The organism is Candidatus Glassbacteria bacterium, assembly GCA_019456185.1.
Lineage (GTDB): Bacteria > Gemmatimonadota > Glassbacteria > GWA2-58-10 > GWA2-58-10 > JAJRTS01.
Genome location: VRUH01000001.1, coordinates 157,379 through 181,204, shown reverse-complemented (window position 1 = coordinate 181,204; position 23,826 = coordinate 157,379). Strand labels below are relative to the sequence as shown.

Below are 23,826 nucleotides of genomic sequence, written 5' to 3'. Positions count from 1 at the left end.
GCTCAGCTCAATGAATTTCACTGTGGCCGGCGAATCCTGATTATCAAACATATCTGAAATGTGGATAAAATGCCTGCCAATGCTTCCAGCTGTCTTGCAACAGCAGAAAATACTATTCGAGCTGAACTGACCCGCTACTTAGCTCAGGAGTACGATCAAAATGAACAGAATGAGCCTGGCATTACTTGCAGTCCTGACAGTGCTGCTTGCCTGCGGCAGGCCCGCCAGTGAGTCCCGTGGCGATGGCGACTATTACGACATCGTGGTCTACGGGGGCACCTCCGGCGGCGTGATCGCGGCGGTGCAGGCGGCCTCCGAGGGCAAGAGCGTGGTCCTGATCGAACCCGGCAGCCACCTGGGCGGACTGACCACCGGCGGCCTCGGCGCCACCGATATCGGCAACAAGGGAGCTATCGGCGGCCGCTCCCGCGATTTCTACCGCAGGATCGCCGACCACTACCGCAAGGACGAATCCTGGGTTTACGAACAGAAAGAGGACTACCGCAGCAACCGCGGCAACGATGTGGACGCGGAGTTCATGTGGACCTTCGAGCCGCACGTGGCCGAGGATATCATCAACGAGCTGCTGCGCGAGGCGGATGTGCCGGTCGTCTTCGGTGAGCGTCTCGACCTCTCCGGCGGCGTCAGCAAGGACGGCGCCCGGATCGTCTCCATCAGAACCGGGAGCGGACGGGTGTTCAGCGGCGGAATGTTTATCGACGCCACCTACGAGGGTGACCTGCTGGCCCTTGCCGGCGTGAGCTATACAGTGGGACGCGAATCTAACGCGGCCTACGGTGAAACACTCAACGGGGTGCAGACCGCCAACGCCGTGTACCACACCTTCGATCTGCCTGTCAGCCCGTATGTAATCGCCGACGACCCGAACAGCGGGCTCCTGCCCGGAATCGACCCCGCCGGGCCGGGCGAGGAAGGCAGCGGCGACCGTCGCGTCCAGGCATACAACTTCAGGATGTGCCTGTCCGATGTCCCGGAGAACCAGGTGAAGTTCGAAAAACCCGCCGGCTACGACAGCCTGGTCTACGAGCCGCTGTTCCGCTATTTCGAGGCGGGCTACGACGGGGTCCCCTGGTCGCCCACCATGATGCCCAACCGCAAGACAGACACGAACAACCGCCAGGGGTTCAGCACGGATTATATCGGCTATAATTACACATACCCCGAGGCAGATTACGCCACCCGCGAGCGGTTGATCTCTGAACACGAGCAGTACCAGAAAGGCTTAATGTGGACGCTGGCTTACCATCCCCGCGTGCCGGAAAAAGTACGTAACGAGGTTTCGCGCTGGGGGCTGGCCGCCGACGAGTTCACCGACAACGGCAACTGGCCGCACCAGATCTACGTGCGCGAGGCCCGCAGGATGGTGTCCGATTACGTCATGACCCAGCATAATTGCCAGGGCCGCGAGGTCGCCGGCGACCCGGTGAGTCTGGCAGCTTACACCATGGACAGCCACAACGTCCAGCGCTACGTAACCGCCGACGGCTGGCTCAAGAACGAGGGCGACGTGCAGGTGGGCGGGTTCGAACCCTACCCGATCTCCTATCGCTCGATTGTACCCAGCAAGAGTGAGTGCACCAACCTGCTGGTGCCGGTCTGCCTCTCGGCCAGCCATATCGCGTTCGGGTCGATCAGGATGGAGCCGGTGTTCATGGTGCTGGGCCAGAGCGCCGCCACCGCTGCGGGCCTGGCGCTGGATAACGGGGTTGCCGTGCAGGATATCGATTATCAGACTCTGCGCACAAAGCTGCTTGCCGACGGCCAGCACCTGGAGTGGGACCCGGCCCGGAACTGAGCATGGAAAACGACCTGGCTGCCCTTGCCCGGGCCGCGGCGGCGCACCTGGAGACCGACGCGGACGGACTCAAGCTCCGGCGCTGCACGACCGGCAAATACAACACGACCTGGTTTGTCGAGGGAGCGGACCGGCCGCTCGTGCTGAGAGTCGCCCCGCCGGATATCCGCGAACAGAACCTGTTTTACGAGCACCGGATGATGCGCCAGGAGCCGGGTATCCACCGGGCGATCCTGGAAGGTGCCGGCGTCCCTGTACCCGAAATCCTGGCCGCTGATTTCAGCCGCGGGCTGCTGGACAGGGATTTCCTGCTGATGGAGCGGATGCCGGGTACTCCATTGTCGGAAGCCACGGGGATCGGCCGGCGGGAACTCGACAGGCTGCTGGGCGAACTCGGCCAGGCCCTGCGCCGGGTGCACGGTTTCCACGCCCGGCGCTACGGTTATCTCGGCGAACACGAGCCGGCCCCGTCGGCTGACAACTGGACCGACGCTTTCGCAGTGATGTGGGGTTATTTGCTGACTGATATTTCCGGCTGCGGCGGGTATTCACTGGCAGAGGCCGACGCCCTGCGCCGTCTGCTGGATACCAACCTCGATAAGTTCACCCGCTCCGAACCCTCATCCCTGCTGCATATGGACATCTGGGCCCAGAATGTCATGACCGGCCCCGAAGGCGAACTGCTGGGCCTGCTGGACTGGGACCGGGCCTTGTGGGGTGACGTGGAGATCGAGTTCGCGGTGCTGGATTACTGCGGAATCAGCGAGCCATCGTTTTGGGAGGGCTACGGCAGCCGCCGGGAAAACGACAGCGACGCTCAGGTCCGCCAGGCGTTTTACCTGCTCTACGAGCTGCAAAAATATATTTTCATCCGCCGGGTCCGCGGCGGGAATCCCGCGCTGGCCGACAACTACCGGCGTCAGTCGCTACAGCTTGCCGGCCAGCTCGGTCTCGAATTATAGTCCCCTACTCCAGTTGCCGCCGCACGGTATGGACCAAGTTGCCGTCCTCTTCGTAAAACTCGAACACCATCTCCGGCACGTCCGCGTCCTCGGCCAGCACACGCACGGCCAGGAAACCGCCGTTGCCCAGGTGCCATTTCCTCTCGGCAAGCTCGTCGGCGTAGTCCGGGTCCTGCACGCTGGCCCCATCGGTGAGGGCGCCGCAGCAGAACTCCTCGTAGCCCGTTGGAATATGCACGGAGTGGTATTTCCAGTGCCGGTCCCCGTTGACGATGAAGAAGTTTTTGACCCCCTGCGCTTTCAGCCGGCCCAGGAACTCCTGGCCCTCGCTAAAGAAGCCGTTGCGGTTGGCGTGGCTGTCTCGCTTGTTGCCGCGGTCGGGGCCGACCAGCCCGGTGGGTGAGAGCAGAACCTTGAACATCGCGTCGCTGGCGGCGATAGTTTCCTCGAGCCACCGTCGCTGCTGAACTCCCCACAGCGTTTTCCCCGGCCCGTCGGGCATGCTGTTCGGACTGCGGTAATCGCGGCCCTCGGGCAGCCAGAACTCCACCGCCCTGCCCCAGCGCACCCGGCGGTGGGTGGGCACAGGCACAGGCGTCTGCTCCAAGAACACCATCCGGCCTTCCTCATCGCTTGGAGAGCCTCCCTCGCGGGGCGGCATGAACGGATCGGCGTCATCGAACCGGTAGTCGTGGTCGTCCTTCTGCCAGTAACCGGGCACCATCGAATAGAATTTCTTCAGCAGCGGCATGCCGAACATCCTGCGCCAGTGAAACCGCATGCCGGCAACATCGCGCGCCACCGGCGGGTCGGTGTCGTAATAGACGTCATCGCCGGTGAGGAAGTTGAACTCCGGCTGGAGTCGCGCCATGGCGCGGTAGGCGTCGAAACCCTCCTCGCTTTCCCGGTTGGCGTGATGGTGGCTGGTGGTGACCGTGAACAGGACGTCGCGCACGGCGTCCCTCTCCGGCGCGGTACGGAACGTGTTGCGCGCTCCCAGACGCACTTCCGCGCCGGCGGGGTTCGAGCTTATCTGCACCCGGTAGAAATACCGGGTTTCCGGGGCCAGGGAGCTGACAGTCTCCTTGACGATATAATCCCTGTCGGCCGAGGCATGCCGCCAGGCGGTGGTCCGGGAAGAGGAAAAATCCTCGCGCCGGGAAATCTCGAACCTGGCCCAGGCCTCGGCCCCCGCATAATCGCCGGAACTGTCCGGGCCGGTCACGGCGGTCAACCGTGTCTGCAAAATCGCCGAGCCCGGCCCGACCTCGCCGGTCAGCTCCCCCATTGCGTTATACGGCAGTTCGGCGGCAAGAGAACCCGCAAACAGCACCGCCGACACGATTAAAGTAAAGATTCGGCTCATCACGACCTCCGGAATACTTTGAGAACCACCTGTTTTTTCGGTTTCAGGCAGCGGACTCGACTTGCCCATCTGCGGGCATTGGTAATATATTTAGGCTCCGGAAATGAGGGTATTATCTAAATCGGAAGCTGCCCCAATGGATGAATACTACAGGCGCTACAAGGACAAGCTGATCCTGCGCGACATGCTCGCCGCCGACCGCACCCAGATGGCCAACGAGCGCACGCTGCTTTCCTACCTCCGCACCGCCCTGACCCTGTTTATCGCCGGCGTGAGCTTCATCAAGTTTTTCGACTCGCGGATTCTGGAAATTATCGGCTGGCTGTTCGTCCCGTCAGGTGTCTGGATCGCCTGGATCGGAACAGCCAGGTTCCTCAAGATGAAAGAACCGCTGGACTCGCTGATGCGCGAAGCTGAAAAGGATGAGCTTATTCCCGGCGATAACCGGCCTCCCCCGGATTGATTGTCAGCGGATCACTCCAACATCTCCGCCGCCGCTTTCATCGCCTGTTCGAGCCTGTACTCACCGAATTCCGCCAACCTGTTTGTAATCTCATTATCCCGGCTTTGCAAAGAAACGACCTCGCTTTCCAGCTTCCGGACCTCGGGCCACTGATCCCGCTCGAACTGCCGCCACCGCGCCCGGACTGTGTTGATATCCCGCCACCGGCGTTCGTCAACCCGGAGCGTCAGTTCGCGGAAAACACCGATCGCCTTGTCCCGGCCGGGCATCTCTCCGCTGGATGGGTCCCTGAACACATGGTCGTGCACCTCGAAACCCAGCGCCGCCGGCACCGATCCCGCGGCCGGATAAAGCGGCACGAACGGAGCGCTGCACGGCCGCCAGAAGCTGTACCACCATATCGTTCGCAGGGGCGAGGGTACATTGCCGCGCAGCTGGAACAGATCGCCATGGTTGGTGCTGCCGTGACAAACCGCCCGTGGACTGGCGCCGCAAGGTGTCACATGGGGCAGGCAATCACCGGCCTCGAACTGGCTGGCCTCGTAGTGGTCGCGCAGGGCGGCAAACATCTGCTCCGGCGTTAGCGGTTTCAGCGGCTCGATACTGAACGGCAAAGGTTCTCCATCCGGCGGAGGAGCATAATCCGGCGCTGCAAAATGCCTGAACCCGGTCCACTGACGGAGGCGCTGGTTGGGGTCGGTCAGCCTGCCGCGCCCGGCATAGGCTCGCTCGAAATCGAACTCCTTATCCATCGCCGGATCGTACCATCCCCGCTCTCTGGCGTAGTCGATCAGGTCCGCGCTGCCCATGAAATTAACGGTGTCGGCCAGGTCAATCCGGTGGATTCCGTAGCTGTTGGCCAGCACCGCCACCTGGTTGTCGGGAACACGGCGGGCAACCCAGTGTTTGCCGTTAACCATCGCCACCTGCCAGGCCTCTCGCGGATCGGCGATAGTCAGCGTGCGGCCGCTGGCGCTGTAACCGAACCGCTCGATCAGAGCGCCCGCCAGCTCCGCACCCTCGCGGGCCGAGCGGGCCCGCTCCACAACCAGCCAGCGCAGCAGCGGCCCGATCCCGCCATCGGTAAGCATCGGCCTGTCCTCGCGGCTGGGGCAGCTGTTACTCACCACGGCTACCGCGTGCTCGTTGACCATCCCGTGGGAAAAGTGCATCCCGGGCATTTCCCAGACCGTGTAAGCCCAGGTGGTGTCGGTCTGCTCCAGCCGCCCGCCGCCGTGCAGCTCCACGAACTCGCCGGACACGTGCACCCTGCGCTCGACACGCCTGAAACGGAACACCTTGTCGGTGCCGTTGTCCTCGTTATGGGCCAGCATCACGCTGCCGTCGGCAGTGGCGCTCAGACCGGCCACCACCAGGTAGCAGTTGTCATCCTCGGCAGCTGCGGCTGACGGAATCAGCAGCACAAACAGCAGGACAGAAAGTTTCTTCATTTCCGGGTTCTCCGTTGATAGCCGCTGCACGATCTGTAATAGTCGAAAGATACAACATGCCGGGACGATTGCAAACAACAGCCCTGCCGGCAGGACTCCGGGGTGGACACAGGCCCGGACCCCGTCTATTTTAGATAGCCGGCCTGCGGGCCGGGACTGACCGTTAAAATATCGTGAATCAGCGGGACGGGAGGCACGCGATGAGAATCAGGACGTTGGGCAAGACGGGAATCAGGGTCGGTGAGGTCGGTTTCGGGGCGTGGGCCGTGGGCGGGCCAGCCAGCCTGGGACCGCACCAGATCGGCTGGGGTGAAAAACAGGACGACACCGAGTCGATCCGGGCCATCGAGGCCGCGTTCGAGGCGGGAGTGAACTTTTTCGACACGGCCGATGTCTACGGCGCCGGGCACAGCGAGGAGCTGCTGGGCAAAATATTCGCCGGGCGGCGGGCGCAGGTGGTGCTCGCATCCAAGGGTGGCAACCTGACCGCCCCCGACGGCAGCTGGCAGAAAGATTTCAGCGGAGAGTTCCTGAGCGCGCGGATCGAGGAGTCCCTGCGGCGGCTGAACACGGACTATCTCGACCTCTACCAGCTGCACACTCCCCGCAGCGCGGAGCAGATGCAACAGGCGCTGGGTAACGCCGAAACCCTGGACCGGCTGGTGGAGCAGGGCAAGCTGCGCGCCTACGGGATCTCGATCGGTCCGCTGGAGGACGGCCTGACCCAGATCGAGGCGGGCTACGGCTCCGCGATCCAGGTGGTCTACAATATCCTCGATAACGAGCCGGAGCAAAAACTGCTGCCCGCGGCCAAGGCGGCAAATATCGGCATCATCCCGCGGGTGCCGCTGGCTTACGGGTTCCTGACCGGCAAGTACACGGCCGAGAGCACGTTCGACCACAAAGACCACCGCAGCCAGACGATTTCGCCGGAGCAAAAACTGGACTGGGTGTCCCGCGCCGACCGGCTGAAACCGATTGCCGCGGAGCTGGGCATTCCGATGGCGCAACTGGCTTTGCAGTATATCCTGGCCAATGATGCGGTCAGCGTGGTGATCCCCGGCGCGCGCAACGAGCAGCAGGCCCGGCAGAACGCGGCCGCCGGGACCGCCCAACCGCTGAGTGCTGAGGTAGTGGCGAAGATACGGGAAGCGGCGGGGTGAGGAAGGCAGCGGCATGACACACCCCGCCTGCCTCCGGCAGGCACCCCTCTCAAGAGGGGACTGGACCGGAGATCCGCTTTCCCGCCGACTCCGTTGTGCAGTTGGGGGTGAAAAAGTCCCCTCTACCAAGAGGGGTGACCCCGATAAATCGGGGGCGGGGTGTGTTTGGTTTTATCCTGCTTTCGGTTTCCCGCTTTTAAACATATTTCATACTTAAGCTAAAAAGCCCGGCGCTGAACGCACCGGGCTTTTTTCGTTGTCCGTGATGATAGCTCCTACCCCAGCGCCAGCACGTCCTCTCTGGAATAAGCTTTGCCGCCGTCCATCGAGCTGTGGTAGGCCATCAGGGCCATCACGCTGGTGGCGTGAGCGCTCTCGGCGTCCATCACCGGCTTGGTCCCGCCCAGCACGCAATCATAGAAATGCTCGAACTCGCGCGCGGTGGCGTCCTGGTAGGCGCCGTCGACCGAGAAATCCACCACCTTGGCCGGGGTGCTGCTCGGGCTCTCGTCTTCCTTGAGCGACTGGCCGAGCTTGATGTGGGTGAACTTGTGGTCGATCCCGGCGGTGTCCAGGTGGCGCGCGCTTTTCTCCCAGTAGAGCTTGAGCTTGCCGCCGTAGCTTTCCACCGTGCCGTGGGTGCCCAGCAGGGTGAACCCGGAGCCGCGGCTGCCGTTCGACAAATGCCCCGTCCCGACACCCATCACCCCGTCCTCCATCTCCCAGCTGCCCATGATACTGTCGTGGTGCTCGCGCCCGTCATGGTAGACCATGATTTGTCCGTGGAACGCAGCGGTTTTGGGCTTCGTGCCCAGGATATCGAGCACCTGGTCGATCTCGTGGGTGACGACCTCGGTCAGCAGGCCGCCGCAGTATTCCTTGTAGAGCCTCCAGTTGAGCAGGCGGTCCCACTTGCCCTCCAGCCCGTCCTTGCGCCAGGTCTGGTTGCGGTCGAAATGACAGTAGAACTGGGTAATTTTGCCGAACGAGCCCCCGGCCACCAGGTCTTTGACCATCTGCAGGCTCTCGTTGAGCCTGCTCTGGTAGCCTACCAGGTACACCAGGTCCGGATGTCTGGCGGCCGCGAGGCGCATCCGGTTAATCTGTTTCATATTCAGGCCCATGCTCTTTTCACTGAACACGTGCTTGCCGCTCTCCAGCCCGGCGACACTCATCGGCACGTGCAGGTAGAGCGGCGTGCTGATAATCAGCGCATCGACATCTTTGCGCTCAACGACCTCCTGCCAGTTCCCGGTGGCCCTGACCTTGTCGTTAGCGGAATCCTTTTTGCCCTCCTCGAGATTGGGCGGGTAGATATCGCAGACATCGGTGACTATCGACTGCTCGTGGCGGCTGATCGCCCGCAGGATCGAGTTGCCCCGGCTGCCCGTACCGATAATCCCGAAGGTTATCTTGCTGTTGGCGTTCTGCGCGCTGATAATCGCCGGGGCGCCCAGCGCCGCCAGCCCGGCCGCTCCCGCGACCGCTGCGCTGCCGTGGCGGAAAAAATCACGGCGGTTCAGGTTTTTGCCGCTTGCATTGCCAGTCATGGTTACTCCCTTGTGAAATACCGACCTGCGTGATTGTTGGCTGCATCGGTAAAAATTCAGCTTTCGATCCACTCAAGCGCACTGTCGATTTCGGCGCGGAGCTGAGCGTAGGATTCGGTGACCGGGAACTGCGGGAACTCGTCGACCACTTTCTGCGGCGGGCGGAACAGGATTCCCGCCTCGGCCTCGGCGAGCATCGAGGTGTCGTTGTAGCTGTCCCCGACGGCGATCACCTTGAAATTCAGCCCGTGAAGAGCCTGGATCGCCTTGCGCTTCCCGTCCTGCTGGCGAAGGCGGTAGTCCGTTATTCGCCCGCCGCTGTCAACCGTGAGGCTGTTACAGAACAAGATCGGCCGGTTCAGCTTCTCGATCAGCGGGTCGGCGAACTCGTAGAACGTGTCCGAGAGGACGATCACCTGGCAGCGGCGACGCAGGCTGTCGAGAAATTCCCCGGCGCCATCAAGCAGGTCAAGCCCGGCGATAACGTCCTGGATATCGGCCAGCTTCAGCCCGTTTTCCTCCAGGATTTCCAGCCTCATCGTCATCAGCTCGTCGTAGTCGCTGATATCCCTGGTTGTAAGGTTCAGCTTCCCGATCCCGGTTTTACGCGCGACGTTGATCCAGATCTCCGGGGTCAGAACCCCTTCCATATCAAGACATGTGACCACTGGCATTGGACTGTCGTCTCCCGCGATAAATTCAGATTCAAGTGAAATGCTCTAAAACAACTAGTCTGAAACTAAATAAATCCGGGGTTGCACTGAGTCAACCCGGAGCTTGCTCATTCATCAGCAGAATTTTCTTCGGTTTTGGCAGCAGAATCTTCAGAATCTTTCGTCAGGGATAAACCAGCATCAATAAAGCAAATTTCAATTGTTTTTTCAAGGATTATCTCATTTATCCGCCTGTAACGCTGCTTGGTTTTCCAACGAATTGACTTGCAGATCACGGATTGAATGCATGTATCGTCTCGGGGTGATACGTTTTTCTATTTCGTAGCACGCCATTCGTACCGGCTGAATTTGAGGGGAGATGAGCGGAAAGCTGCTTGCCGGAATGATTGCAGCCATTGTGATCGGATCCATCAATTCACCGGCGGCGTAATCCGAAACCGCCGCGCGCCCTGCTCGGGGAGGCCGGATTCGTGCTGGATGAACTGGTCGATACCGACGAGCGGTACCTCGCGACCGCCCGCAAGCAGTTTTAGCCCGCAAAATCGGTCCCGCTGCGGCTGAAAACCGACCCCGAGCCGCATAACTCCTCCTCCAGACCAGAACTGCATTCAAGTCTTTTGTTTCCAACCAGTTACACTCTGCTCTCCTAAAGTTTCAGTTTAAATCCGCCGATAAAGATATTGGGGAAATGCGCATTTGTGCGATTTTTTCCGGTATCCCGGATAATTATTTTTCTGATACCGGCAAATTATTCCCCTTCCCCGCCGTGGACAGGGAGCTTGTGATGGCGCCCAGGGAGGAGTTTCCGCGGCTAAGACACTATTTATTCATTGGTAAGCAGTTACGCCCGTATTGCAGGCTTTGCTGGCATAACTCTTGCCTTTTCAGCAGGCGACCGGCGGCTTCGCGCGCCTCCGGCCGGCCGCTAGCGGCCCGTTTCGAGCCCTGCCGGGCGGACGGGCATTTTCCTAGAGAGGGAACTCGTAAATGACCGCTCCGATCAGTTTCTCCGGATTGGCCTCGGGCATAGATACCAACTCGATTATCGAACAGCTGCTGGACGTCCAGCGCCAGCCGATCACGCGGCTTGAAGACAAGTCGCAGGTGCTGGCGGTGCAGCGTGAAGCATACCGCGATGTCAACAACCAGTTGCTGAGCCTGCAGAACGAAGCGCTTAGCCTTCGACTCGAATCAACTTTCCTCACCCGTCAGGCCAGTTCCAGCGACGAAAGCACTGTGACTGCCACCGCGGGATTCTCATCGGTCAAAACCAACCACCGGGTTAAAGTCACCCAACTGGCTCAGGAAGCGATAGTTTCCAGCAACCGCTTTTTCAGCGAGACCCGCCTGCTGGGTACAAACACGGTCGGGATAAACCTGCTCGGCGGAGCCAACCGCACCAACGCTCCCGGTGCGGGCCGGATCAAGGGCGGAGTTTCGCTTGATTCCACCACTACCCTGGGCGACCTCGGCCTGGCGGGCGATTTCACCCTGAGGATCGACCCCGACGGCGACGGCTCCCACGGGATGGTCACGATCAAAGGCCTGGACGCCTCGACTACGGTCAACCAGTTGCTGGGCGAGATCAGGGACCAGGTGGAGCCGCTCAAGGCCCACCTCGTGTACGACGAGGCCGCCGGCGGAAACGTGATGCAGCTCTCCAGCCGGTATGTCGGCATCGACATCTCGGTCACCGGAGCGGTGGCGGAGGCCGTCTTCGGGATCGACAACGGGGCGACTGTCAGGTCCGACTCAGCCGCGGACGCGGGCGCGGCGCGCACTTACGGCTCGACCACGCCGGAAGACATGCAGACCGGCGAGTACACGGTGGTCAGCTCCGACGGGCTGGCCGGCAGCCTTACCGGCACTGTCGATCTGGCGGCCGCAGCCGGCGGCGGCGATATCCTGGCTGTCACTCTCGATGATCTGAATGTCGGCGACTTCGAACCCCTGCGGATCGATCCGGATGCGGGCGGCGCCACCGGCAGTGTCGAAATTCTCAAGACCGACGGCACCGCGCTGAAGGGGACCGATACGATCGGCGACCTGATCGATGCGATCAACTACTCGGTCCCCGACGTAACCGCGATGGTGGTCGAAGGAACCGGCGGGGAAAGCTACCTGAGGATTGCAGCCAACGAGGGAGGACGCGATCTCACAATCGACGAGATCGGGACCAATAACGGGATCCTCAAGCGGGTGCTGGGACTCGGCGCCGATACGCACACCACGTCCAACGCGACCTCGGACACCGGCGATGTGACCCTGGTGGCGGAATTCTACAATCGCGGCAGCCTGGAACCGGCCAGCCGCAGGGTTGTCACCGGCGACAAGGAAGATTACCGCATCGTGGGTGTCAATGACCTGATCGATGGAGTGACCGTGGTCGGCAGTGTAACCGGATCGGTTTTCACCCCGGGCAGCGCGCGAATCCAACTCAACAACTCCGATTCGCTGTCGATCGGCGCCAGCTACAAGACGAAGCTGTTCGGACGCACCAGTGTCACCGATAACGCTTACGCCACCGGCCTTTCGCTGGATACCGACGGCAGCGGCACCGTGGGCCTGAACAAGGCCATTTCCGACCTGAACGCCGCCGGTGCTTTCAGCTACGATGACGGATCGGGTATCAGCGCGGGCTCGTTCCGCGTAGGAGACGCCAATCTGACAATTACCCAGGAAGAGATCGACGGCGGCCTGACAATCGCCGCTGTGCTGGCCCGGATCAACAGCGCCAACGAGGGCGTCACTGTGACCTATGAATCCGGCAACGACCGTTTTATCGCCATCTCGGGAGAATACGGCAGCCAGGAGGATATCTCGTTCGGCAGCTACACGGGCGAAGCCGGCCAAAGCAACGTCCTCAAGGTGCTGGGGCTGACCAACAACGCCGGGGAGATTTCCATCTCTGCCGGGGCCGGCAGCGGCCAGATCGACCCCGATTCCGAACTGTCCCAGGCCGGCTTCAGTATCCGTCCGAACTCCGGTACGTTCTCGATCAACGGAATCTCTATCGAGGTAGACGCCACTGCCGACAGCCTCGGCGACATAATCGAGAAAATCAATTCATCCGCCGCCGGCGTGATCGCCAACCTGGACCCTGTGTCCAACCGCGTGACGCTTGTCCAGGACGTGGACGACGACACTACCGCCAACTGGATCAACGTCGGCAGCAGCTCGGATACGAGCAATATCCTGGAAGTTCTGCGGATTACCGGCGGGGCCAATTCCGACGGCAGCGTGGCCTCCACCGAACGCCGGAGTTCGGTCAATAATGTCGGCAACGAACGAAAAACCGCCATTCTGGAAGTGAACAATATCTCCTATACCCGCAACTCGAACTCGATCGACGATATCACTGCGGGTATCACATACGAACTGAGGGGAACTTCCGATTCCCCGGTCACGGTTTCGGTCACCGGCGATACGGAAAAACCGCTGGAGGCCATCGCCCGCTGGGTGACCGAGTACAATAAAACCGTAAAGCTGCTGAACCCGGATATCCTCGAAACGAGCGAGCGGGAATTTCTCGTTCCGCTAACCACGGAAGAGCGCAACACTCTCTCTTTCGATGAGCTGCTTGAGCGGCTGGAAAAGTTCGATCAGTACAACAAGCAGGAAGCTATCCGCCGGGAAAGTAATTTCCGCATTCTCCAGGACCAGATCAGAAGCACTGTATTCAACCAGATGGATATCCCCGGCAGCGACATCCGCAGTATTGCCGACCTGGGCATTACCACCGGCGCGACCGGCGCCCCCCTGAGCCGGAACTACGAAGGCGTGCTGGTGGCCGATTCGGTCGACTACGAAGTGATTCTGGAGGCGCTCCAGAACAACGAGAAACTGAAACAGGCGCTGGAAGAAGATGACCGGGGAGTTCACCACCTGTTCAGCCAGAAGGCCGTCAGTGAGATCGAAGTCAGCGCCACCTCGGCGTTCGACGATTCCGCCCCGCTGGCCAACGATATCATTTTCCAGGTCTACAACGGGGTCAACACCGCCGAAATAACTGTCCCGGCCGGCAGTACAGACCAGAACGACATCCTGAGCATTATCACCGGCCAGCTTCTGCGCAGCGGGATCGGGAATATCGACGTCAAGTTCGATGCCAGCAACCATCTGGTGTTCTCCAGCGAGGTCAAGAAGGGCCGGGCGTATATCAGAATCCTGAACCTGACCGGTCAGGGCGAGACCGATGATCTCTCATCGCGCTTCGGAATCAACGGCGGTTCGTTTCTGGGCCAGGAAGCCGACTCCAGGGCCGGAATCAGCGAGAAAATGTATACAACTCTGCGCGAGGCGACCAGCCTGACCGGCTTTATCAGCCAGCACGCGTCCTTTGGAGGCAGCTACGGGCAGGGCACGATATTCGACGAGATAGTGGCGCTGCAGGACCAGATCCTTAAAATCGAGGAGCGGGTCGCACAGCGCGAGGAAAACCTGCGCCGCGAGTTCACTTACATGGAGCAGGCTATCGCCCGTCTCCAGTCGCAGCAGAATGCGATGGCGATGTTTTTCGGGATGGCAAGCTCGGCGGCGACTTCCTCCGGCGCTTAATCCGTGCCGGCCGATACAGGCTGAAATGATTATTCTGAAATTCCTGACAGAAAACTCAGCACGAACGGGGAACTTGATGATGAAACTCTTGCTTGACGGACAGGAAATGAAGTCCGCTGAATTCGGCGGGCAGACACTGAGCGAGTTGATCGACGGCGTGGAGAAAGAACTCGCGCCCGAAAGGGTGATCGTCTCCATGCTGCTTAACGGCGAACCGCTCGAGAACAGCGAGGAACGTCAGAACACCGCCCTGCCTGTCCAGGAACTGGACAGCCTGGTAATCAACACCCAGCAGGTAGGCGCGCTGGCGCTGAACACCCTCCACACCCTGACTCAGTACTTCCCGGAGTTGAAAAGCTCGGTCGCCGCCTGCGTGGAAACGCTCCAGAGCGAGGACGAGAGCGAGGGGCACATGAGCCTCAGCACGTTGGTCGAGGGCCTGCAGATGGTGTCGTCGGCCTGGCACGGAATCGCCCGCTTCCTCGAGATCGAGGGACGCAAGCCGGTGGACGTGATACCGGAAATGAACGGATTCAACGGCCTGCTCGCCGACACTCTTCGCGCCCAGCAGAACGGCGATATCGTCCAGCTCTGCGACCTGCTGGAATTCGAACTCGTTCCGATTATCGAGCAGTGGGAAACCCATGCCGGCAACCTGATCGGTGAAATGGAAAAACAGGAACAGGCTTGATGAACAACCGGCAGACAAACCTGGAGATTTTCCGGCGCAACCTTCAGACCCTGGCCCGGGTGGATCAGGACCTGGCCCGTCGCGTGGCCGCCACGCATCCGGCGGCGGCGGAGATTATCGCCACCCGCGCCGGAGTACCGTCGGTCAGGCTGTCCAACGCCGGCGGCAGGCCCTGTACCCTGGTCAGCACGGTCAACCCCCTGGCCGAGGCCGACCGGATCGTGGAAAGCCAGCTCGAGGAGGGAGCGAATTCCTGCCTCGTCTACGGTTTCGCCCTGGGCTACCACGTGGAACGCGCAATCGAGAAGCTCCCCGAGGGCAGCCGCATGCTGGTTGTCGACCCGCAGATTTCGATTTTCCGGCTGGCGATGGAGGTCCGCGACCTGACCGGCCTGTTCGCCAATCCGGATATCTGCTGGGCAATCGGAGAAAAAGAATACGAGGTTCCCGCCCGGTTCGGGCAGGTGTTCCGCGTAGTAACCCTGGAGGGCGTGACCGTGCTGGCGCACAAGCCCACTGTCAAGCTCTGTGGGGAATACTTCAACGAACTCGACCAGCTCTGCCGCAAGTGGCTGATCGCAGTCGGCGGCAATTTCCTGACCAATGTTTCCGCGGTGCGCACCTACCTCTCCAACTCGCTGGACAATATCCTGTCGATTGTCGACCATCCGCCCGTGCGCACCCTGTTCAACCGCTTCAAGGGGGTGCCGGGGATCGTGATCGGCGCGGGGCCCTCACTCGACCGCAATATCGACCTCCTGCGCGTACTGGAAAACCACGCCGTCCTGATCTGCGTGGACACCAGTCTCGGTCCGCTCTACAGGGCCGGGGTCAGACCGCACCTGGCGCTGGCCGGTGATGCCAGCGAGGCCAATTTCCGCCACCTCCAGGGCCTGGGTGAAACCGGCGCGGCGCTGGTGGCCGAGCCGATGACCCATCCGCGGATCGTCGAGGAGTTCGCCGGCGACAAATTTATCATGAGCTTCAATGAAGTGCTGATGAAAAAGCTGGGCGGGATTCTCGGCGATTTCGGCGTGGTCAAGGCCTGGGGCTCGATCTCCACCGGTGCGTTCGACCTGGCGGTCAAGCTGGGCTGCGACCCGATCGTTTTCGTGGGCCAGGACCTGGCGTTCAGCGATGGCCGCTACTACGCCCACGGCACCTATCAGGAGCGCCGCTGGCTGCGTGAACTGACCTACCCGAAAAGCCTTCACGACACCCACGCCTGGAGAATGTCGTGCGAAAACGCGCTGGATGTCACCGACGTATTCGGCAGGCCACAGCGGACCTCCAAGCAGCTCGAGGCTTACCGCCACTATTTCGAGAAGGAGATCTTTTCGGCGACGGCCCGGGTGATCAACGCCACCGAGGGCGGCGCAGGCTTCAGCGAGGTTGAAAACTTGCCCCTGGAACATGTGCTCTGGAAATACGCCTCCAGCCGCCGCGATGTGCGGAAAGTGATCGGTAAGGCGCACCAGGCGCGCAGCCAGAGTGAGATCGACAAGCTGTTCGATTACCTCCGCCAGACCACCGGTGAACTGGACAGCCTCCAGCAGCTCTGCAACCGCGGATTCGAGTCGGCTCGCGTGCTGCACCAGGGCAAAAGCGAAAACCGCCAGGCTGAATACGCCGCGCTGGAAGAAGCCTACGAGCAGGTTTACCAATTCGAAAATATCCGTGAAATGCTTGAAAACGCCAACCAGGGCGGGATTCTTACCTACCAGCGGGGTGCGGAAAAACTCAAGGGCCGCGAGCTGGACGATGGACTGATCAGCGAGGCCAGCCAGCTCTATGGTTCGTTCTTTATCAGTTGCTATCAGACAGTGGGCCTGCTGCGCAAGAAATTCGAGCAGGCCAGCCTGTCGCTCGGGCGCAGGTTGTCCGAAAACCATCCCGAAGCGGATGAGATTCCGGGGCTGAAAGAAACGGGATAAACATTGCCCGGATTTAACTTTACGAAATAAAGACCGATAAACAGATCAGGGGGAGCGCCCGGAGGAGGGCCTCCCGGCAACGCGAAGAAGTCTGGAGCAATGATGCAGAAAAACCCGGGAGTGCGCGATTACAAGTCGATGCAGATTCTCAGCTCCAAGCCTGAGAAACTGATCCTGCTGCTCTACGACGGTGCGATCAAGTTCATCCATCAGGGCCAGAGCTCAATGGAGCGGGAGGAGCTGGAAGAGGCGCACAACAACCTGATCAGGGCGCAGAATATCCTGGCCGAGTTGATGGGATCGCTCAATTTCGACAAGGGCGGCGAGATCGCCTCCAACCTCTTCCGCATCTACGAGTTCATGCACCATACGCTGGTCCAGGCTAACGTCAAGAAAGACCCCGTAGCCCTGGGCCGGGTCTGCGAACAGCTCAAGCGGCTGCGCGAGAGCTGGTTTCAGGCGCTGAAGAACGAAGAGAGTAAGAATGTCCGGGAAACAGAGAACGGGCTGGAACTCGGCGGCGGCAGTAAAAAAGGCATCAGTCTCCGGGGTTAATCTGCCGCTTTTAACTGGAACATTCATTCAGTGAGTGAAGGATGATCGGTGAGTTCGACCTGCTGATGCCCGGCAAGCTGATCCGGGAACTTGCGATAATGCTCGGGATCGAGCGCGATCCGATGGTCACTCAGAGCGCACTGGGCGCTAAAGCCGGCCTGGTGCCGTCGATGGTCAATACATATATCAGGCGGATGGCCGAGCAGGGACTGCTTGAAAAGCGCGGCGACAACCGGCGCACAACCTCCTACTACCTTACCGATGCCGGCCGCAGCCGTCGCGCTGAGCTGAGGAGGCGCTACAGTATCGAGACAGTCCGGCTCTACAAGTACGCCAAGGGGGAATTCCGCAGGCTGCTGGGAGCACGGGCCGATGAGCTGAAACGGATGCGGACCGTGATCTACGGCGCGGCCGAAACCGGCGAACTGAGCTGCCAGGTGCTGCTGGAAATGGGCTGCCGCCTGGTGGGCGTGGTCGACAGCGACCCCACCCAGCAGGGACGCGACATGTTCGGCCATATCGTGCAAAGCCCCGATGCACTCGAAGAACTCGACCCGCAAGTGGTGCTGGTGGGCTCGCTGGGACACGCCTCGGAAATCGAGAACCGGCTGGAGTACCTGGCCCGGCGCGGCGTGAAAATATTCACCGTGGGAATGGGCGCGGAACTCTGAGGGAGAGTTATGGCTAAACGCAAACAGAAAAAACCGGCCCCGCACGAGAACAATCCTGCTCCGTCCGGCTTCGAAAGCCTGGACCAGGCATTGGACTGGTGGCGGAACAAGATCCGCAGTGGGTTGCCGCCGTCGGGCCTGGCTGCCGGTCTGGACGGGTTGACCGCCGCCTCCGGCACTGATCTCGGCGGGCGGCAGCTTGCGGCGCTGGAAATACTGGCCGGGATCGAAATCGAGAGTTGCGGTGCGCTGGACAGAGCGCCTCAGGTGGCAAAACACCTGATAAGTACCGAGGAGCGAGTGTTTGTCGCATCGGCTGCCGGCGGGATTACCTGCCACGCCCGGGACTCCGGGAAAAAACTCTGGTCGATCCCGCAGGAACGCGCCTGCCAGGTAGGCGGGATGGCCCTGGCTGACAGCGTCCTGTTCTACACTGATAGCTGGCACGGTAAATTATACGCGGCGCACAGCGGCACGGGCGGTGAGCTGTGGAGAGCGGACTCGGCCTCCGACGGTTCTCCCCTGCTTGCCCCCGCCGGCGTGGCGATATTGAACTCCGATGACACCTCGCTGATGATAGTCAGCGACAGCGCAGCGCACCGTCTGTGCATGTTCAGCCTGGACGGCAGTCCGCAGGGAATGTGCGGTCGGCGCGGCCTTGACGAAGAGGAAATCGCGCATCTGAACTCCGCGCCCGCTGACGCCGCAATCGTCCAGTATTTCGAATACCCTCGCGAGGTTTTTGCCGCCACCGACAGCGATGGCTCGCCGGCGGTGTTCGTCTGGGACTCCGGCAACGGCAGAGTCGTTGTGCTGACCGCGGCCCTGGAGCGTAAACGGTCGGTGAGCATTGCCGATGACCGCGATGAGGTCAAACCTCGGATTGCTGGCCAGGTTACCGTGCTGGCCGGACCCTCCGGGCCGGTAATCCTGGTGGTCGACGACGCCCGCAGAGTGCTGTCGGTCCGCGGCTCCGAGGGCGAGCAGTTGCTCACTTACGACCTGACTCCGCTGATGAAATCTCCCCGGCGCAAGGCTGAATCGATCCGGGTGGATTGCGGCACGATCGGCTCCGGCGGCAGGCTGATGGCCGCGGGCAATGGCCGTCTGTTCCGCTTGCCGGACATGCTGCTCGATCCTCGTCTGCTGGCCGGGAATCTCCTGCCGCTCTTCCCCGCCGATTGCCGTCTGGTTCCTGCCCGGCTCGGGATTGTGCCCGGGGTACGGAAAACTGTTTCCCTGCCAGCTTCAAACTGGGACGAAATCTCGCCCGGCCTGGACCCGGCCGCCCTGACCGCTTGCCTGCTGGATGAGGATGATATCCTTTCCGGACGGTTCGAGCGCTCGGTTGCCGTCCTGGAATCTCTGACCGGGAGTCTCGATAGCGGCTCGATGTCAACCGGGGCATCGGCTCTGAAACAGGCCGTGTCAGCCAGGCTGGCTGAACTGCGTGAGCAAATCTATGCCAACTTACTCCGTCGCTGCCGCCCGTCTGCCGGAAAGCTGAAGAACTGGTCCGACGTCCGGGCCGAAGTGGACATGGAGCTCTATCAGAGCCGGGGGCGCTCGTCGAGCGCCGAGCTGCGGATGGACGACGAGCTTGAGCAGATCCGTGAACTCGAGCCATCGATCCGCCGGCTGGGCTGGTGCTTGAAAGCTGTCCACAAGTTGCTGATTCCCCGAGGCAACGGCAGCCTGGCCGCGGATATTGTCGAAAAACTGCTGGACGATCTTAACCGGCTCCTGGACGAAAGACTGGAAAGCCTGGCCGTTATCGCCGGACACCTCGAATACGGGCGCGATCCTCAGCGTGTGCACCGCGATGAAATCCAGGCCGCCCATGCAGCCGACCTGAGGATTACCGCCCTGGCGGACGCGGCTCTGGTACTCTCAGCGGAAATCTCCCGGCTGGCCGCCCTTAACCCGGCGGTACTTGACGGCGACAGGCGTGAGACTCTCGCCGGCTGCCTGAAAAAATCCTCCGGACTGGCCTGCCGTGAAATACTTGCCGGCATTGATAAGCAACAACTCGAGCCCGCTGACAATGGCGGACTGACTTTACCGGCGGTACCCGAACTGAACGGCAATACCGGGGAATGTCTCCGGCTGCTGGTGAATAACATGGCGTCATACCTGAAGAAACTAGAAACCGCCGCCGAGCAGGGCGGCAAGTTCGGGCTGGTCCTGCAACGGCAGCGCCATCTGTTCGCGCTCAAAGCCTCGGTGCTCTCCAATTTCCTCGCGTCCAACGACCAGGGCCGTGAACTGCTGGAAGAAGCGCGAACGATTGCCGGAGACGCCTGGCGGGAACTCGACAAACTCAGGCCGGCCTGGGCCGGAGCGGAGACAGATCGATGAAAGCCCTGGTAATAGCCGCGGGTATGGGTTCCGGGTTCAACGGCCATGGCCTCAGCAGCCACAAGACGCTGAATCCGGTCTGGGGCGTCAGCGTGATCGAGCGGATCCTGGCGGCGTTTCCCCCCCTGGAGGAACTGGTTGTGGTCACCGGCTATGAGCACGAAAAACTCGAAGCCGAACTTGCCCGCAAGCTCTCCGCAAGAGTGGAGCTGAAGTTTATCCACAACCCGGACTGGCGGGGCGGAAATGGCCTCAGCGTGCTTGCCGCCCGCGAGGCCCTGTCCGGCGAGCGGGTGTTCCTGCTCAGTATGAGCGACCATGTTTTCGACAGCGAACTGGTAAATCGCCTGACCGCCGCAACTCCCCCGGCCGGTGGCTGTGCGCTGGCGGTCGACCGTGACCTTGCCGGTGTTTACGACCTCGACGACGCGACCAAAGTCAAGCTGGCGGACGATGGCAGGATCACCATGATCGGCAAGACGATCGACAGCTTCGATGCAGCCGACACCGGAGTTTTCTACTGCACTTCCGCACTGTTCGAGGCTCTGGCCGAAGCGGCTGAAAAAGGCGGCGAAAGCCTGTCGGACGGTATCCGCCTGCTGTGCGGAAAGGAACGGATGGCCTGGCGCGACGTGACCGGGTGCCTGTGGCAGGACGTGGACAACCTGGACTGCCTGCGCGAGACCCGCCGCAGGCTGTGGCAGCGAGCCGCCAAAGCGCGCGACGGGGTGGTCAGCCGCCTGCTCAACCGCAGGATCAGCGGACTGGTTACCCGGCTGATCGCTCCCCTGCCTGTCAGACCGAACCATGTCACCGGCTTCAACCTCCTGCTGGCCGCGACAGCCGGGGCGCTGTTGGCCACGGGCCATCTGATCGCCGGCGGCCTGACGGTTCAGCTCTACAGCGTTCTCGATGGGGTCGATGGCGAACTGGCGCGGCTCAAAGTGCAGGGAAGCTGGCTTGGAGCCTGGCTGGACAACCTGACCGACCGGCTCTGCGACTGGCTGATTGTCGCCGGCGCGGCCCTGAGCGTGGTCCATACCGGCTATCCTGAATCCGCTGCCTGGATTCTGCTGTGCTTTGCGCTGGTCTCGAATATCGCCTACCGCTCCGGGATGGATACGCTGCTTATTTCCGGCGCGCTGCGTAACGGTGAATTGAGCGTTGGCATCCTGTCCCGTATCGAGAACTGGTTCAGGGACAGGGAAATGGTGTTCGGCATGACGCACGACGTCTACCTGCTGGTGCTGGCCCTGGGAGTGGCGGCCGGCCGGCCGCTGGCTACCCTGGCACTGCTGATCGCGCTCGAGTCCCTCTGGTGGCTGGCCAAGTCCGCCCAGGCCCGCTCGGCCAGACCCAGCGAAACATATACTGAGTATCTCCAGGCGCGTAAACTGGAAAGGTATAATGAATCGAGAAAGCAAATTGCTGAACTCGCCGCTCGCTGAATTGATATCAACCCTGCGTAAGCGCCGGGGCGGACGGACGCTTGTCTCCAGGTTCGCCGCCGCCGGGATCGTGATGCCCGTGGGTGCGATGCTGCTCTACACCCTGGGCTTGCTTCCCGTGCAGGTGCTGATAGCGGTCCTGCTGGCGGGCTGGCTGAGCTGGTCGTCGGGGAGGATGGAGCTGCAGCGCGACTCCGGCGGCGAGGCAGTCCATCGCTCGGCCCTGGTGGCCGTGCATGCCCTCGATGTGTCCCTGCTCCTCGGCGCCGGCTTGTTCTGCCACCTGATCTGGGGCCTGCCGTCGCATGTGATGGCCCTGTCCGTGGCCGCGGCGATGACCAATTACCTGGCCTATTACAGTGGCGCCGCATTTCTCAAGTCCGTTCCGGCCTCGGTCCGTACCGCCAGTCCCCGTTCGATGGTGGAGCTGGACCACGCGTTCCTGGCCTCCGGCGGAATCTGGGGCGCGGAGCGGGAAATCGTGCTCGGTCTTGTCTCGCTGGGTATGCTGACGGGCCGTCCGGAAATCGGCCTGGCCCTGGCCGTGGCCGCTGGCAACGTCTACTGGGTCTATAAATCCGTTGAATTCTGGCGTAAGGCGGGGGTGAAATGAAAAATGGCGGATACAAAAACGTACTGGTGCTCAACATGGGCGGTATCGGCGACCTGGTTTCCACGATGCCGGTGCTGGCCGCGTTGAAAAACTACGGCAGCAAAACGATAACTTCTGTGGTCTGGCCCGCTCAGGAGGACCTGGCCCTGATCGTGCCCTCGATTGACCGCGTCGTACCCCTGCCCGTCCCCTGGGAAAACGACCCGAAGCTGAGCCTGTTCGGCAGAAAACTGGCCGGCAAGTTCGGCTACGACCTGGTGCTCGATTTCGCGTTCATGCCCCGTTCGGGAATCCTCAGCCGAGAGGCTCGTGGCAACCGGACGGTGGGGTTCGCGCTCGAACGGAAACGCCGCCCGTGGTATACCGATATCTTTCCCAACCTCCCCGGCGAGCTGCGTCTGGAGCGTAACCTCCGGCTGATCGAACAGCTGGGACTCTCCCGGCCGGCCGCGCCGGATTTCCGCGTGAAGCTGCCCGCCGAGACACGGAAGAAACTGGATAAGATCCTGCGGGACAACGGGATCGCGCCCAATGTTTTTCCGCTGGCGGTCCATCCCGGCAGTGGAAACAGCGTGCGCAACTGGCCGGCTGAACGGTTCGCGGAGCTTGCCGACAAGATTGCCGCCGATTCAGGCGCGCCGGTTGTACTGCTCGGCGGGCGGGATAAAACTTATGATGGCAGTGATGAATTATCCCTGGTGCGGCGGGTGATTGCCCGGCTGCGGACTCCCGCGGTCGACCTGGCCGGCAAGCTCGATTTGCCGATGATGGTCGCCCTGCTGCAGCGTTGCAGCCTGTTCGCGGGCAACAACAGCGGTCCGGCGCACATTGCCGCCACGCTCGCCGGTGCGTCCAGCCTGCTTGTCTGGGCTCCGCGCAACGAAAAAGTCTGGCGGCCGTGGGGCCGCGATGTAGTGCTTGTCAGCGCCGAGACGGACTGCGCGGACGAATGCGAACTGAACCAATGCGACAGGATCGCGGAGTGCCTGGCGATGATTTCGGTGGACGAGGTCTACCGGGCTTACCTGGCCACAATCGGCGCTCCGGAGCAGGTGGCCGCAACTGGAGGAAGCCGGTGAGAGTTGAACTGGCCAGTGGAGAACGCCCGTTTGACGGGTACCTTCACTGCGACGAGCGGCGGCTGCCGGCCACCAACCTGGTCTGCCGGGTGGAATGCCTGCCCTTCGCCAGCGGCTCGGTGGAGTCGCTGCTGGCGAGCCACATCATCGAGCATTTCTCCTACCGCACGGTCGGCGAGGTGCTGGACGAATGGTACAGAGCGCTCAAACCAGGCGGTGACGTACTGATCATTACACCCAATTTCGCCTATGTGGCCCACGGCTACACCGAGGGCTGGATGGACCACAAAGAGGCCCGCGACCGGATGTTCGGCGGGCAGGACTACGAGGGCAACTATCACTACAACATGTACGACTACTCCTCACTTCAGCGGGCGCTGGAGGAGACCGGCTTCAAAAACGTCCGCGACGTAACCTCCAATTACGAGAGCCGCAAGGTTCCGATGAGTATCTACTTCAACGCGGAGAAATAACC

At 61.5% G+C, this 23,826-nt stretch carries 19 protein-coding genes; 14 read left to right on the top strand and 5 right to left on the bottom strand.

The features are described 5' to 3' along the window. Nucleotides 1-169: 169 nt before the first annotated feature. Nucleotides 170-1,816, top strand: coding sequence for an FAD-dependent oxidoreductase (locus tag FVQ81_00825; GenBank protein ID MBW7995119.1), 1,647 nt, complete (start codon nucleotides 170-172; stop codon nucleotides 1,814-1,816). A gap of 2 nt (nucleotides 1,817-1,818) precedes the next feature. Then, on the top strand, nucleotides 1,819-2,778 hold the full coding sequence (locus FVQ81_00820) for an aminoglycoside phosphotransferase family protein (protein ID MBW7995118.1): 960 nt from the start codon (nucleotides 1,819-1,821) through the stop codon (nucleotides 2,776-2,778). Nucleotides 2,779-2,782: 4 nt separating this feature from the next. Here the strand turns inward: FVQ81_00820 and FVQ81_00815 are convergent, their stop codons facing one another. Continuing rightward, nucleotides 2,783-4,213: an alkaline phosphatase gene (locus FVQ81_00815; GenBank protein MBW7995117.1), complete on the bottom strand. Its 1,431-nt coding sequence runs from the start codon at nucleotides 4,211-4,213 to the stop codon at nucleotides 2,783-2,785. A gap of 67 nt (nucleotides 4,214-4,280) precedes the next feature. On the opposite strand from FVQ81_00815, the gene FVQ81_00810 reads away from it, so the two are divergent. Next, nucleotides 4,281-4,607, top strand: coding sequence for a DUF202 domain-containing protein (locus FVQ81_00810; protein MBW7995116.1), 327 nt, complete (start codon nucleotides 4,281-4,283; stop codon nucleotides 4,605-4,607). An 11-nt stretch (nucleotides 4,608-4,618) separates the two neighbouring features. Here the strand turns inward: FVQ81_00810 and FVQ81_00805 are convergent, their stop codons facing one another. Further along, the gene (locus tag FVQ81_00805) at nucleotides 4,619-6,058 is read right to left on the bottom strand and encodes a dipeptidase (protein MBW7995115.1); all 1,440 of its coding nucleotides are present in this window, start codon (nucleotides 6,056-6,058) and stop codon (nucleotides 4,619-4,621) included. Nucleotides 6,059-6,258: 200 nt separating this feature from the next. On the opposite strand from FVQ81_00805, the gene FVQ81_00800 reads away from it, so the two are divergent. Beyond that, complete coding sequence (locus FVQ81_00800) at nucleotides 6,259-7,221, top strand: aldo/keto reductase (protein ID MBW7995114.1); 963 nt, start codon at nucleotides 6,259-6,261, stop codon at nucleotides 7,219-7,221. A 275-nt stretch (nucleotides 7,222-7,496) separates the two neighbouring features. Here the strand turns inward: FVQ81_00800 and FVQ81_00795 are convergent, their stop codons facing one another. The 3 genes from FVQ81_00795 to FVQ81_00785 form a co-directional block, all read right to left on the bottom strand. Next, nucleotides 7,497-8,771: a Gfo/Idh/MocA family oxidoreductase gene (locus FVQ81_00795; protein ID MBW7995113.1), complete on the bottom strand. Its 1,275-nt coding sequence runs from the start codon at nucleotides 8,769-8,771 to the stop codon at nucleotides 7,497-7,499. Nucleotides 8,772-8,827: 56 nt separating this feature from the next. Next, complete coding sequence (gene thrH / locus FVQ81_00790) at nucleotides 8,828-9,445, bottom strand: bifunctional phosphoserine phosphatase/homoserine phosphotransferase ThrH (protein ID MBW7995112.1); 618 nt, start codon at nucleotides 9,443-9,445, stop codon at nucleotides 8,828-8,830. Nucleotides 9,446-9,664: 219 nt separating this feature from the next. Next, entirely contained in the window at nucleotides 9,665-9,856 is a 192-nt protein-coding gene (locus tag FVQ81_00785; GenBank protein ID MBW7995111.1) for a hypothetical protein, read from the bottom strand. Nucleotides 9,857-10,432: 576 nt separating this feature from the next. On the opposite strand from FVQ81_00785, the gene FVQ81_00780 reads away from it, so the two are divergent. The 10 genes from FVQ81_00780 (at nucleotide 10,433) to FVQ81_00735 (ending at nucleotide 23,824) form a co-directional block, all read left to right on the top strand. Next, entirely contained in the window at nucleotides 10,433-14,002 is a 3,570-nt protein-coding gene (locus FVQ81_00780; GenBank protein ID MBW7995110.1) for a hypothetical protein, read from the top strand. Between the two features lie 79 nt (nucleotides 14,003-14,081). After that, the gene (locus FVQ81_00775) at nucleotides 14,082-14,693 is read left to right on the top strand and encodes a hypothetical protein (GenBank protein ID MBW7995109.1); all 612 of its coding nucleotides are present in this window, start codon (nucleotides 14,082-14,084) and stop codon (nucleotides 14,691-14,693) included. Further along, nucleotides 14,693-16,627, top strand: a complete 1,935-nt coding sequence (locus tag FVQ81_00770; GenBank protein ID MBW7995108.1) for a motility associated factor glycosyltransferase family protein — start codon at nucleotides 14,693-14,695, stop codon at nucleotides 16,625-16,627. Before FVQ81_00775 ends, FVQ81_00770 begins: the two co-directional genes overlap by 1 nt. Before the next feature lie 99 nt (nucleotides 16,628-16,726). Then, nucleotides 16,727-17,182, top strand: coding sequence for a flagellar export chaperone FliS (gene fliS, locus FVQ81_00765; protein MBW7995107.1), 456 nt, complete (start codon nucleotides 16,727-16,729; stop codon nucleotides 17,180-17,182). Nucleotides 17,183-17,223: 41 nt separating this feature from the next. After that, nucleotides 17,224-17,853 (top strand): hypothetical protein, encoded by a 630-nt coding sequence (locus FVQ81_00760; protein MBW7995106.1) that lies wholly within the window; start codon nucleotides 17,224-17,226, stop codon nucleotides 17,851-17,853. A 9-nt stretch (nucleotides 17,854-17,862) separates the two neighbouring features. Further along, nucleotides 17,863-20,211, top strand: coding sequence for a hypothetical protein (locus FVQ81_00755; GenBank protein ID MBW7995105.1), 2,349 nt, complete (start codon nucleotides 17,863-17,865; stop codon nucleotides 20,209-20,211). Then, on the top strand, nucleotides 20,208-21,659 hold the full coding sequence (locus FVQ81_00750) for an NTP transferase domain-containing protein (protein MBW7995104.1): 1,452 nt from the start codon (nucleotides 20,208-20,210) through the stop codon (nucleotides 21,657-21,659). Before FVQ81_00755 ends, FVQ81_00750 begins: the two co-directional genes overlap by 4 nt. Next, nucleotides 21,619-22,272: a hypothetical protein gene (locus FVQ81_00745; protein MBW7995103.1), complete on the top strand. Its 654-nt coding sequence runs from the start codon at nucleotides 21,619-21,621 to the stop codon at nucleotides 22,270-22,272. The genes FVQ81_00750 and FVQ81_00745 overlap by 41 nt, the downstream gene beginning before the upstream one ends. Beyond that, complete coding sequence (locus tag FVQ81_00740; protein MBW7995102.1) at nucleotides 22,269-23,351, top strand: glycosyltransferase family 9 protein; 1,083 nt, start codon at nucleotides 22,269-22,271, stop codon at nucleotides 23,349-23,351. Before FVQ81_00745 ends, FVQ81_00740 begins: the two co-directional genes overlap by 4 nt. Beyond that, nucleotides 23,222-23,824 (top strand): methyltransferase domain-containing protein, encoded by a 603-nt coding sequence (locus FVQ81_00735; GenBank protein MBW7995101.1) that lies wholly within the window; start codon nucleotides 23,222-23,224, stop codon nucleotides 23,822-23,824. Before FVQ81_00740 ends, FVQ81_00735 begins: the two co-directional genes overlap by 130 nt. Nucleotides 23,825-23,826 lie beyond the last annotated feature (2 nt).